General features: G+C 34.9%; 13 protein-coding genes and 2 riboswitches. Of the genes, 4 read left to right on the top strand and 9 right to left on the bottom strand.

Annotated features, from left to right (window positions below; all coding sequences use genetic code 11):
• Nucleotides 1–15: 15 nt before the first annotated feature.
• Complete coding sequence (locus ACP8HH_RS07830; protein WP_438318240.1) at nt 16–1,125, bottom strand: PLP-dependent transferase; 1,110 nt, start codon at nt 1,123–1,125, stop codon at nt 16–18.
• A gap of 103 nt (nt 1,126–1,228) precedes the next feature.
• A riboswitch (SAM riboswitch) is annotated at nt 1,229–1,334 on the bottom strand.
• A gap of 109 nt (nt 1,335–1,443) precedes the next feature.
• Nucleotides 1,444–1,543, bottom strand: a riboswitch (SAM riboswitch).
• A gap of 257 nt (nt 1,544–1,800) precedes the next feature.
• On the opposite strand from ACP8HH_RS07830, the gene ACP8HH_RS07825 reads away from it, so the two are divergent.
• Both ACP8HH_RS07825 and ACP8HH_RS07820 read left to right on the top strand, forming a co-directional pair.
• Nucleotides 1,801–2,835, top strand: coding sequence for an ABC transporter permease (locus ACP8HH_RS07825; RefSeq protein ID WP_438318237.1), 1,035 nt, complete (start codon nt 1,801–1,803; stop codon nt 2,833–2,835).
• 1 nt (nt 2,836) lies between these two features.
• Nucleotides 2,837–3,511, top strand: a complete 675-nt coding sequence (locus ACP8HH_RS07820) for an ABC transporter ATP-binding protein (RefSeq protein WP_438318234.1) — start codon at nt 2,837–2,839, stop codon at nt 3,509–3,511.
• 45 nt (nt 3,512–3,556) lie between these two features.
• Here ACP8HH_RS07820 and ACP8HH_RS07815 read toward each other — a convergent pair whose 3' ends face one another.
• Complete coding sequence (locus ACP8HH_RS07815) at nt 3,557–4,000, bottom strand: HEAT repeat domain-containing protein (protein WP_438318231.1); 444 nt, start codon at nt 3,998–4,000, stop codon at nt 3,557–3,559.
• 217 nt (nt 4,001–4,217) lie between these two features.
• Between ACP8HH_RS07815 and ACP8HH_RS07810 the strand changes: the two genes are divergently transcribed.
• Nucleotides 4,218–4,658: a general stress protein gene (locus ACP8HH_RS07810; RefSeq protein ID WP_438318228.1), complete on the top strand. Its 441-nt coding sequence runs from the start codon at nt 4,218–4,220 to the stop codon at nt 4,656–4,658.
• A gap of 65 nt (nt 4,659–4,723) precedes the next feature.
• On the opposite strand, the gene ACP8HH_RS07805 is transcribed toward ACP8HH_RS07810, so the two are convergent.
• The 6 genes from ACP8HH_RS07805 to ACP8HH_RS07780 all read right to left on the bottom strand — a co-directional run bounded on the left by ACP8HH_RS07805 (nt 4,724) and on the right by ACP8HH_RS07780 (nt 10,673).
• Nucleotides 4,724–6,226: an amidase gene (locus tag ACP8HH_RS07805; protein WP_438319069.1), complete on the bottom strand. Its 1,503-nt coding sequence runs from the start codon at nt 6,224–6,226 to the stop codon at nt 4,724–4,726.
• A 132-nt stretch (nt 6,227–6,358) separates the two neighbouring features.
• Nucleotides 6,359–6,895: a DUF420 domain-containing protein gene (locus ACP8HH_RS07800; RefSeq protein ID WP_438318225.1), complete on the bottom strand. Its 537-nt coding sequence runs from the start codon at nt 6,893–6,895 to the stop codon at nt 6,359–6,361.
• 202 nt (nt 6,896–7,097) lie between these two features.
• Nucleotides 7,098–7,853: an amino acid ABC transporter ATP-binding protein gene (locus ACP8HH_RS07795; RefSeq protein WP_438318222.1), complete on the bottom strand. Its 756-nt coding sequence runs from the start codon at nt 7,851–7,853 to the stop codon at nt 7,098–7,100.
• 35 nt (nt 7,854–7,888) lie between these two features.
• On the bottom strand, nt 7,889–8,545 hold the full coding sequence (locus ACP8HH_RS07790) for an amino acid ABC transporter permease (RefSeq protein WP_438318219.1): 657 nt from the start codon (nt 8,543–8,545) through the stop codon (nt 7,889–7,891).
• A gap of 33 nt (nt 8,546–8,578) precedes the next feature.
• Nucleotides 8,579–9,733, bottom strand: coding sequence for a saccharopine dehydrogenase family protein (locus ACP8HH_RS07785; protein WP_438318216.1), 1,155 nt, complete (start codon nt 9,731–9,733; stop codon nt 8,579–8,581).
• 91 nt (nt 9,734–9,824) lie between these two features.
• The gene (locus ACP8HH_RS07780) at nt 9,825–10,673 is read right to left on the bottom strand and encodes a transporter substrate-binding domain-containing protein (protein ID WP_438318214.1); all 849 of its coding nucleotides are present in this window, start codon (nt 10,671–10,673) and stop codon (nt 9,825–9,827) included.
• A 534-nt stretch (nt 10,674–11,207) separates the two neighbouring features.
• Here ACP8HH_RS07780 and ACP8HH_RS07775 point away from each other — a divergent pair.
• Nucleotides 11,208–11,885, top strand: coding sequence for a GntR family transcriptional regulator (locus tag ACP8HH_RS07775; protein ID WP_438318211.1), 678 nt, complete (start codon nt 11,208–11,210; stop codon nt 11,883–11,885).
• Nucleotides 11,886–12,211: 326 nt separating this feature from the next.
• On the opposite strand, the gene ACP8HH_RS07770 is transcribed toward ACP8HH_RS07775, so the two are convergent.
• On the bottom strand, nt 12,212–12,856 hold the full coding sequence (locus tag ACP8HH_RS07770; protein ID WP_438318208.1) for a metal-dependent hydrolase: 645 nt from the start codon (nt 12,854–12,856) through the stop codon (nt 12,212–12,214).
• Nucleotides 12,857–12,942 lie beyond the last annotated feature (86 nt).

Here is a 12,942-nt window from a genome sequence, read left to right as displayed (position 1 = left end):
CTAAACTTCAAGATTTCAGCATTTTTCGCACTCTTGAAATGCCTGTTTTAAATCTGCAACTAAATCTATTTCATCTTCTATACCTACAGAAATTCGAAGCAAACAATTGGTTAGCCCGTATTCCTTTCGGATATCCTCAGGAATCTCTGCATGTGTCTGCGTTGCGGGGTACGTAATAAAACTTTCCACCCCACCTAAACTTTCTGCAAACGAAAATAATTTCAACGACTTTAAAAATGTCGGCACCCATTCTTCATTTGCTATTAAAAAGCTAACCATACCTCCTCTTCCAGGATAAAATACATCTGTTACTGAAGAATGTTTTTGTAAAAATCGTTGTATAATAAGTGCATTCTTTTCATGTTGGTTCATTCGCAGTGCAAGTGTCTTTAAACCCCTTATTAAAAGCCAACAATCAAAAGGAGATAGGATAGATCCACATGCATTGTGTAAATACTTTAATTCCTCACCTATCTTTTCACCTTTTGAAATAACAAGTCCAGCAAGTATGTCGTTATGACCCCCTAAATATTTAGTTGCACTGTGGATCACAACATCCGCACCTTCTTCAATTGGACGTTGTATATACGGGGTATAAAAAGTATTATCTACAATTAATAGCAACTCATGTCTTTTCGTGAATTTCGCCGTTAACGCTATGTCTGTTTCCTGCATCAAAGGGTTTGTCGGTGTTTCAAGAAAAACAGCCTTTGTATTTTTCTGAATACACTCTTCAAGTTTCGCTTCTTCTTTCCCATCCCAATACGAAAAGGTAAAACCATAATTTCTTTCAAATAATTCAAACATCCTATAGGATCCACCGTAAAGATCCCGAGATACAATAAAGTGCGAATCCTTTTCAAACATTGAAAAGACGAGTTGAACTGCACTCATTCCCGAACTACATGCAAATGCATTGTCACCACTTTCAAGTCTTGCAACTGCTTCTTCTAATACATCTCGCGTTGGACTTCCAGTTCTTGAATAAGCATAACCCTGACCGAGACCAATTTCTTCATGATGATATGCTGTTGAAAGGTAAATTGGAGTGCTTATTGCACCATGCTTTTCATCTCTTCGATTGCCTATTTGTACAAGCTCTGTCTGTTTACTAAAACGAACCAAAAACAATCCCTCCTTTAAATTTGAACCAGGTGTTCCATCCCAATTAATTAACAGGAAAACAAAAAGCCATCACCCTAAAACACATAGGAAGATGACCAAATAAAACTCATCTTCCAAGTCGTAATAGACTTGCTGGAATTAGCACCTTTCCATAAATGGGGGTTGCTGAGGTGTCATCGGGCCAGTCCCTAAACCTCTCTAGATAAGAAAACTATTCAATTTGAGATATCGATTTCAATACCCTTTTAATTAATTTACTAAATAAAAAATCCCCTTCATTATATAAGAAGAGGGTTTTGCAAAATTCGCGTTTTTCTCTTCTCATCTCCAAGTTATTAACTACTGGAATTAGCACAGTACTAAAAAGTCTGTTGCTGAGGTATCATAGGGCCAGTCCCTCCACCTCTCTGGATAAGAAAAATTCTATTAAGTTATTAATACTTACATTACACGTAACATTTGAAAGTGTCAAGCAACTTAAGCAATTCAAAAACTAATCAATTGAATCTCTTTTAACGTTTTACTATAATTCCCTACTTATAAAACTATGGATTAAATTCTGAATTTGGATTCAAACTCCACGAAGTAGTAATTTTAATAATGTATTCGTGTTAATCTTCCGTTCATATTCGAGCGTTACACTATATTAAGAAAGTAATTTATGGAGGAGATATTATGAATATTGCATGGAAAGAAATCAAAAAGAATAAAACACGTTTTATCATTTTGGGATCTATTGTATTTTTGGTCAGTTTATTAACCTTTATTATCTCTGGATTGTCGAACGGCTTATCTCAAGATAATGCTGCCCTAATAAAGAATCTTCCGGATGGTCAATTTTATATGAATTCCGATGCCGATGAAACCTACAATCTCTCACGAATAGATAGCAATGTGCAAGACGAAGTATTTAGTGAACATAAGGATGCGGCGGCATTTTCGATTCAAATGGGGTTTTTAAATGATACTGAAGACAAACAACGAAGTGTAGCGTTTGTAACATCGACTGAATCGAATCTGTTCCAAAAAGTAAACGATGGAGAAATAATATTAGATCAATCATTGGAAGATGCGGGAATTAGTATTGGCGATGTACTTACGAACAATCAGTTCAGTGGTGAATTTAATGTAATAGGTTTTGTAGATCAAGAAAAATACAGTCATGCACCTGTTGCATACATTAATATGGAAAACTACAAAGAAATTTACCGAGTTAATGAAATGCAATTGGTTTTTATTCCAGGGCAAGATAAGGGTCAATCGTACACAGGGCTTCAATTTTTTTCGAATAAAAGCTTTTTAAACACCATTCCTAGTTACAGTGCAGAACAAATGTCACTAAATATGATTGTTTGGTTTTTAGTTGTCATTAGTGGTATGTTGTTCGCAATCTTCTTCTATATGATGAATGTACAAAAAATTGGATTGTACGGAATTCTTAAAGCGATTGGTGTAAAAACTAGTTCTTTGTTTAAAATGATGTGGACACAAATGCTATTCGTAACAGCGATTGCTTTGACTTTTTCAATAGCACTTAGTCAAGGATTTAATTTTATTGTTCCTAAAGGAATGCCTTATGATCTACCTTATGAAACGACAATTCAATTATCAATCATTTTCGTATTTATTGGCTTTATTGGGGCTACACTTTCTGGTATACAAATTAAAAAAGTTGAACCATTGCAAGCAATTCAACAAGGAGAGGTTTAATATGACCATATTTACAATAGATGAAGTAAGAAAATCGTTTACAAATGGAGATATAGAAGAACAAGTTTTAAAAGGTATTAATATTTCGTTAAAAGAAGGGGAAATAACAGCATTAGTAGGTGCTTCAGGGTCTGGTAAAAGTACAATCTTAACGATTGCGGCAGGTCTTCAACAAGCAACAGATGGTGAAATAGTATTCGAAGGACAAAACTTAACAAATATGAATCAAGAACAGATTCGTAAAATACGGGCAAGTGATTTTGGTTTTGTGTTTCAATCGGCTCATCTTGTACCCTTTCTGACAGTAGAAGAACAACTAATGTTAATGCTAGATGTTTCGGAATCAAATTTAAAAAAACAGTCGCAAAAAGATGAGGTTGAAAAAATTCTTAAACTCGTAGATATGAATCACAGAAAGGATGCTTACCCAGCTTCGCTATCGGGGGGAGAAAAGCAACGGGTTGCAATTGCTCGTGCAATTATACACAAACCAAAGATGTTGTTCGCAGATGAACCAACTGCAAGTCTTGACTCGAAAAGATCGAAAGATGTGATGTTATTAATTCGTGATTTAACGAAAACAATGAATATTACTACATTAATGGTTACGCATGACGAGGAAATGCTGAGCTATGCGGATCATGTAATCACGATGAAGGATGGATTAGTCATTTAAAAAAAAGAAAACCACGGAGAAATCTCCGTGGTTTTCTTTTGTAATTTATCTTCTAGTAGCCGCTTCTTCCCACGTCTTCTCAAGCCAACTATCAAATTCAGTTCCCTTTTCTCCCTCGTACGTGTCAAATAAATCAAGTCTCATGTTTTTCAACTTTTCCTTATACTCCTCATACGTATGCCCCGCAGGTAAACTTTTCTTAACTCTTACAAAAACCTTAGATGCATCTTTAATTAAATCGCCCGTTTTCTGTTTTGGCATTGAGACCTCTTCACCAAAGCTTTTAAGATGGCGATAAGCAGCTTCTTGCAATTTATACACTGCATCATTTTCCATTCTATTCAAAAGTACGTCAATTGTTCTTTTATGTTTCCATTTTCCTAATTCTTCAATTGCATCAAAGCGTTCCCGCCAATTCGACGAACGATTCGCAGCTTTTTTTAACTCATCATAATTTGGTGGTAATTCATTTGTTATTGCATTATTCATTTTAGTCATTCTCCTTTTTATTAAATCCAATTGAAAACATGTTTTTCATTTCATGATAATCTTCTTATCTATTGTACCATCTTCTGCTGTTTCACATACTTTTTCAGCCAATTTAGATGATAACAAATAAATCGAATACGTTTGATAACTCTAGATTCGGGTACTTTACACATAATAAGTCTAAAATGATTTTCGAACTATTGGGAGGTTGCTTAAAATGGGAAATAAGAAGTATGTAGGTTCATTTCAAACAGAAAACGAAGTTCTCGATAAAATTGCAGAGTTGAAGAATTTGGGTTATAAAGAAAATGATATTTATGTTATAACAAATAACTTGGACATATTATCAATCGTTCGAGGATTAACAGATGTAGACTTAAGATCCTCCGAAGGCAATTGGCTTGACCGCTTCATTGCATTTCTTAGTGGTGATGAACCCGTAAAATCCGCATTTAACCATATGGGTTTCACACAAGAAGAATCAGCAAGGTATTATAATGAAGTGAAAAATGGCGGCTTACTTTTATATGTAGACCAGGAATATGCTAATCTTATGCAGCAAAAAACGGACTTTCAAAGCGGTTATACAGATCCAAATATTGGTTCAAACTTCACGGTCAATTATGCAGATGCAAATAAAGAAAAAATTAATAATTAATTAAATTTCAAGTGATTTTATAGGTACAACCTCCGATTTAGGCCAGCATCGGAGGTTGTTTTAATTTAATCAATCGATAAAAATGGATTTCCTTTCATGCCCATCCAAAGGTTCGTTTGCTCGATTTGATATGCAAGCTGAAGCAAACGATGTTCATCTCCCTTAGAAGCCATCACTTGGACGCCAAGCGGTAAACCGTCTTTCGATATATGGACCGGAACAGACATTGCGGGTTGTCCCGTTAAATTTGCAAGCTGTGTGTATGGAGTGTATGTCAAACTAGGTAAAAACATCTCATAAATTACAGCCTGTTTCTTATCTACAGACGCACTGCTCATTTGTTCTCGTAACAGATGTTGTTGTTCGAGTGAATGAGTAAGCTCTCCGATTTTAGGAGCTGTAAATGCTGTAGAAGGCGTGATGTAGAAATCATACGTTTCATGCACGATAGCCATTTTCTCAGCAGCAGTATCCCATGAAGATAAGCTTTCTGAAAACTGCGCCGCAGATACCGATTTCCCAGCCTCATTTAATAACCAAGTCTCAATTTCAACATCGTCGACTTGAATTTTTCGGCCTATAGATCTTTCTATGCCATTAAAAACGGTCGCAATTTCACCGCTATTCATCAGAAAATAGTCTTCCATTAATTGAACCCCGTCGATTCCATTATCTACTTCATGGACATCATGTCCTAATTCTTCTAACCATTTAATCGTCTTTTTAACGGCTTGCTCTGCATCTTCAGAAACTTCAGTTCCTACTGGAGATTTAATGGAAAAAGCGATTTTTAACTTTCCCCCAAAAGATTCTTTCATAGCTCCATTGTAACTTCTTAGAAATAAAGGTGTTTGAAATGCTGCAGATGGCTGAATTACTTGAAGTAGATCAAGCATTGCAGCACTATCACGAACAGATTTACTTAGAACAAAGTCAATCGACGCACCTTGCCACTGTCGCCCTACTCCTGGACCTACCGGCGTACGACCTCGTGTTGGTTTTAAACCAAATAAACCAGTGAAAGATGCCGGTATACGAATGGAACCTCCCCCATCGCTTGCACCAGCAACCGGAACCACACCCGATGCAACCGCTGCCGCTGAACCTCCACTTGAACCACCCGGTGAATAATCAGCGTTCCAAGGATTTCTAGTCTGTCCATGTAAAACTGGCTCCGTAATGTTCTTAAGGCCAAATTCAGGTGAGTTTGTATGACCAATGAACAATAAACCTGCATTTCTAAGTCGTGTCACAAAATTTGAATCATGAGTAGCAATTACGTTTTTAAATAATTGAGCGCCGCTTGTTATTGGTTCACCCTTTACCGACTGGGATACATTTTTTAATAATAATGGGACTCCAGACAAAGGGGTCTCCCCCAATAAACTAGTCTTCGCCTCTTCTAAAACCTTATCCTCACGTGTACTCGTTACTATATTTAACAATGGATTCACTTTTCTAAGTTGTTTAAAACTTAATTCAACAAATTCACTTGGCTTCATTTCTTTTTTTCGAATATAATGTGCAATGTCCATAGCATCTAATTTAATATATGTTGAAAGATCTATAACTTTCTCCTCCAATAATCATACTTTCCCTAACCGTATCATGAACTCGTATACATCTAAAGTTATGAAATTCAAAAAAGATCAGAGGATTAGAAACCTTCCCGATCATTTTTCATCGTTCCTATATAGAGTTTAGTAATAAGGTCTAATGAGAATGTAAACAAGAACACCCGTAAAACTGACATATAACCAAATTGGCATTGTCCATCGTGCAATCTTTTTATGACGCTCATTTTCCATATTCCAAGCCCGAGTTACTGTAGTAAGGGCTAACGGAACAATGGCCGCTGCTAGTATAATATGTGTAATTAAAATAAAGTAATAAAAGCCCGCTAAAAATCCGTCTCCACCATAAGGAGTTGATGGCGCAAGATAATGAAAGGAAACATAAGAGATTAGAAATAAAAATGTTGTCCCAAATGCCGCGTAAATAAATCGCTTGTGTACTGATACCTTTCCTTTTAAAATTGCAACGAGTGCACATACTAAAAACATAAAAGTAAATGTATTAAAAATTGCATTCAAAAGAGGTAAAATCGTTACATCAAAAGCATTGAAGTCCTCTACTCCAGGTACTCCAGAAAGTACACCGATTGCGCCAATCAACACAATTGACAATGTAATTATTAGTGGTCGATAATTTTTCTTTTTAAATGGTTTTCCATTCATAAACTCAACACTCCAATACATTTCTTTTATCCCATTTAATAAGTTTATCACAAAACAAAAAAATTAATTGAATTTGAATAAATGTTTGTTGTGCTGTCACTAAGTTATGTCGATTTTATGGTTTTCCCATAAATATATTGTTAACAAAAAAAATTGTATGAGTATCCCAGAACACTGAGATATTCATACAATTCCATTAAAATCATTCTTCTTCGACTTGCCTCAAAAACTTTTTTGTCCGTTCTTCTTGAGGATTTTCGAAGATCTGTTTCGACGTTCCTTGTTCAACAATTACGCCACCATCCATGAATATCACACGGTCCGCTACCTCTTTTGCAAAGTTCATTTCATGGGTAACGACAACCATTGTCATACCTTCTTCAGCGAGTTCTTTAATAACTTGAAGAACTTCACGAACAAGCTCCGGGTCTAGTGCAGAGGTTGGTTCATCATAGAGCATAACTGTGGGGCTTAGCGATAATGACCTCGCGATTGCAACACGTTGTTGTTGTCCACCCGATAATTGAGCAGGATAATGATTTGTGCGATCCCCTAGACCTACTTTTATCAAAAGTGCTTCTGCCAATAGTCTAGCATCTTCTTTTTTTGCACCATGAATCGTTAGTGGACCTTCCATGACATTTCCAATAGCCGTCTTATGTGGAAAAAGATTAAAGTTTTGAAAAACAAAACCGGTTCGTTTTCTCATTTCACGAATATTTTTTTTACGTTGCCGATCATTTTTTGCAGAAGCGTCTACTTTGTAATCACCAATTTTAATAATTCCTTCATTTGGTTCTTCTAAAAATGTGATGCAACGTAATAGTGTAGATTTCCCCGAACCGCTTGGCCCCATTATTACAACTACTTCACTTTCGTTTACTGAAAGGTCTATTCCTCTTAAAACGGGATTATCACCAAATGTTTTTTTAAGGTTTTCTATTTGAATAACAGCCAAAGCAGCCACCCCCTATTTCTATATTCAACAACTACTTAGCGTGCTAAGTGCTTGGAACTATTTCTTTCTAATCGATCAAGTACAGCTGTGAAGAAAGAAATGATCACCCAATAAATTGCTGCCGCCACCAAGTAAATTGTAAGCGGTTCAAAGTTTATAGCTATAATCAAACTAGACATTTGTAATAATTCTGTAACGGTTATAACTGAAACCAGTGATGTATCTTTAATAAGCGTAATAAAAGAGTTTGACAATGTAGGAATCGCAATACGCAAACTTTGTGGAAGAATTATTCTTCTTAGAGCTTGCCAATAAGTCATTCCCATTGACATAGATGCTTCCATTTGTCCCTTATCTACTGCAAGAATTGATGCTCTAAATGATTCTGATAAATACGCACCGGCATTCAAACTTAATGCAAGTATACCGGAAGGAATTGGTTCCAAAGTAATCCCAACTTGAGGTAAACCGTAGTAGATGACAAATATCTGAACTAAAAGTGGAGTTCCCCGTATAATGGAAATATATGCACTAACTATTCCATATGCTATTTTCACTTTAGCAACTCTTATCAAAGCCGTAAAAAATCCAATAAACAGTGAAATAACGATTGAAATACCCGATAAGAAAATAGTCATTAAAGCAGCTTTTAATAAAGATGGTAATGAATCAATAACAATCGTGAAGTCCATACAAAATCCCCCTTTCATAAAGAACAACTAGTTTCAGTCTAGCACTTCCTCTTTATATTCAAACGAAATTCCCAGTCCTTCTAATTCGTCTATAAATGGCTGGAATCTCTCATTTATAATAACCTCTTCTACAGCGACAACCCCTGTTTCTGTAATTCTTTTATTTGCAATCCATTTTGCAAACACAGCTGCCGGAAGTGCCGTTGTCTTAGCCATTGATGTAATTCCGCGACCGTGATCATATAAATCAATCATATCCCATTGATGTTTTACTTTTATGCCATTCTTCTTACCCGTTACTTCTACTCTTACTACTGTAATGTCTTCATTTGAAATTCCAGCCATTTTCGGTAGCAAGATTTTTTCAGAAATCGCACGTGGCGTAGTAACAATACCTTCAATTTCCAATGGCGTATCATCTAGGAACCCAAGTTCTGCAATTACCCTCATTTTATTCCAATGACCAGGATAACGAACTGTTTTCTCATAGAGTTTTGTAACTTTATCTTTAAGTGTATAAGCCGTACTATGTGCATCTGTTACGACAGCCTCACAAAGACCTACAGGACTAGCAAATGTCAATTCTTCCAAACCTGATAAAGGTGGTAATTCTACGAGGTTACCATTCTCTGCAGCAAGAGCTGGTTTACCATACAGTCCCAAAACACTTTCAAGTCTAAAAACGACTTGATACCAAAGAGGTTCAACTGGGTGTCTGGGAATACCACCACAAATCATTACTGCCTCATCTGCTTCATCTAATAATTCAATACCTTGTGCTGCTAAAAAGTTTGTGATTCCCGGGGCAACACCACAACCTGGAACGATTATGACACCAGCCTCTTGTGCTTCCTTATGTAATTCTTTTTTCTCTACGTATTTCGAACCTACGAGGTCTACTAAGTTACATTTCTGTGAAATTGCTGCTTTGATTGCAGGCAGACTTAAAGAGTGCGGAAGACATGCAACGGCTATATCAGCATCTTTAAGAACTTTAGCAATATCTTCTTCTGACGCAAGAGAAGCAACTCTACCACTTACTCTTTTACTGTTTGCTATTTCAAGACACTTATCAATACTCTCTTGTCTAACATCTACTGCAGTGATTTTATCGATTCCATCAAACTTTGCCAATTCACTCACTACTGTTGTACCAATCATTCCTGTTCCTAAGACAACTACGTGCATCTGTATTTTCCTCCGCTCTATTATTCGAATAGTACTTAATAAATAGGATAATTCGTAACTTACCAAATTATCCTATCTAAAAATAAATAAATTAACTTTCTAATGGATCCGTTCCAAACCATTTTTTGTAGATTTCTTTATATGTGCCATCGTCTTTCATTTCGCTAAGTGTTTCATTCATTTTCTTAACAAAATCTTCATTACCCTTATTAATAGCCATTCCAATTTCGTCTTTGTTTACAATTTCACTTGCAATTTTAAGTGGTAAATTTTGTTCTTTTATATTGTAACTGATTAATAGTTGATCATTAATAATTACATCCAAACGCTTATTTGTAAGATCCTGAACGTAATCACTCATAGCTTTGTACAATTTAACATCTGCACCTTCTACGCTTTTTGCAACTTCTTCAAATGTTGTACCGCCACCAACACCAACTTTTTTGCCTTTAAGATCTTCGAGTTTTGTAATGTCCGTATTATCTTCTCGTGTAATTAGAACTGAACCAGTAATTACATATGGGTCTGTAAAATCTACACTCTTTTTACGTTCTTCTGTTACAGTCATTTGTCCAATAATTACATCGAACTTGTCTGCTTTAAGTCCACCAATCAAACCATCCCACTTTGTTGCAATAAACTTCGCCTCTACACCTAAACGTTTTGCAATCTCATTAGAAATATCAACATCGAAACCTTGGAATTCATCTTTGTCATCCAAGAAGTTAAATGGCGGGTAAGTTCCTTCAAACGCAACATTTAATGTCTTTGACTTTTCCAGTCTAGTTAAAACTGGACCCATAGTATCCGTTGTAACTTCTGCTGCATCTGTTTTTGTTTCAGTTGTTGTCTCTTTGTCTTTATCATCTGTATTACCACAACCTGCAATTATACCAAAAATAACTAAAGTGAAAATCGACAATAATAATTTCTTCTTCAAATCATGACCTCCCCAGAATCTGTTTACTTTTGTAAGCACTTTCATAACTATTTAAAAATTCACTCCCTCCGTAAAAACGTTACATTGAGGCATTTATTCTATCGGTCTCAATAATGTCCTTCTTTTTTGTAGACCAATATTGTTTATCATACTCTCAATAAGACTAAATTGTCAATGTCTTTTTATTTTAACCCTTATAAATACTCTGAATACCGGAGAGCTTATAGTACATTCCTACAACGTCTTTCTATATAAATAATTAAGAAGGAATAGATTTAAAAGTTTATACAAATTAATCCCAAAATTCATTGTTGCTCAAGGTTGTAGAACAATGTATAATTTATTATAAATACTCGGTTAGTAAGTTCCTTTAATTAATAAAATTCAATTCTAAAATTTTCATTATTTATTTTTTACTTATTATGTAAATAAATTTTCTACTATACTATTAACTATTATTTTATAAAAGTATTTTTCTATGCTTATAGAAAATATTGTTATATAATAAATGTTGCAGAGGAAGGTGCCCCATTAATGACTAGAAAACAATCTGTTGAACAATTGATCTATAATACTTTAAAATCGGCAATACTTTCACGAAAACTAGCACCTGGAAATCAGCTAGTAGAAACAGCAATATCTAACCAACTAAATGTAAGTCGAACACCTATTAGAAATGCAATTCGAAAGCTTGCAGCAGAAGGTCTTGTAAATAACATACCAAATAAAGGGGCTTTCGTTGTAAATCCCACTAGAGATGAAATTGTTCAAGCTTATAATTTAAGAAAAGAGCTTGAAATCATTGCCGTTAAGGATGCAATTACTTTTCTAACTGAAAATGATTTTGAACGGATGGAACAATCAATAAAGAATGAAAATATTGCATTGGAAAATAAATGTTTAGTTGATTATCTTGAGTCAAATAAAGTATTCCATATGATTATTGCTGAGCGTTCAGAAAATAAATATTTACTTGAATTTATTGAAAAACTAATAAATCAAACAAACATCTACTTAATACTATTTGATTCATTCTTTGAAGAACTTTCAACTACTCCTAAAAGTCCTATTGGACACGCACTCATCATTTCTTTGTTGAAAAAGAAAGATTTACCTGGTTTAAAAGAAATTATTACTTTACATTATCAATTTGCAATAGAAAGCCTCGCATTGAACGATAGAGTATATCAAAAAGTCGATGATTTATTTTAAAAGTACACATAGGATAAAGCAATTCAAACAATAATGATCAACGGTTGAAGAATATTAAGTTAAAAGATGACGGATTACTTTACAACGATATGATCAATTAATAAATAGATGCTATCAATGGTTACGATTTTACATCGTACACATAAATAACATCTTTTTTTATTCTTATTATTTGTTCCGAACTTGCATATTTACTAGTTAATATGACTATACTAAAAGTCATAGAGATGCGGCACTTCTCTATCCCGTGCTGGGGCACATTCGACGGAAAGTGGAAAAAAATACTACACATATTCCAACTGAGGATTGCTCAGTAGTGCCGCAAGTTAAAATTCTTTGTTCCAAACAGGAGCAAAAAGCTTAACTCCTCTTCGATTCATTGGCAAGCATTTCATATCCGTTATTAAATGACTTATGTAACCTACAATTCCAACAATAAGTAATCCTTCTAGATTCATGGCTTCTTGTGCCATATATAAAATTACAGCAAAGAAACTGAGGCCAATAATTGAATGTGTATACGAACGATGTGGTAAGAATGAGGCGATTACAATATATATACCTAATAATATGATCCAATAACTCATATCGATTGCAATCCCACCCATTACGATTCCTACACCCGTAAATGACAACATCCTTTTCTGTGTAATAACAGAGGATAATAATATCATTATGCCCCCTATTATAATGCTCCCCATAATTTGTAAATCGATTCTCAAAGCCATAAATGACTCAAAAAGAGAATATAATATAACGCAAATCCCCATAACCATTAATGGTATTTTTAATAGGCTTTTTGATAATGTTATTTTATTGCTTGCGACTCCGTTCGTATCTAAATCGGGGAACAAACCTGCAACTCCACCTACAATTGCAAATAAACCAATTGTTATTGGTTCCACTTGATTATACAACCCAATCCCTACACCTGCTGCTACTCCTATTGCTAAATGTGAACTGCCTTTCATTTCATCAATCCTACCTACTTTTTTATTTATAGTACAGCATCTTTGAAATCGAATATTCAACAGGTTGCTATAACAATGTAAGTTAT

The organism is Sporosarcina sp. FA9 (genome assembly GCF_051550205.1).
In the GTDB taxonomy this organism is placed as follows: Bacteria; Bacillota; Bacilli; order Bacillales_A; family Planococcaceae; genus Sporosarcina.
This window is presented reverse-complemented; position numbering and strand designations above follow the sequence as displayed.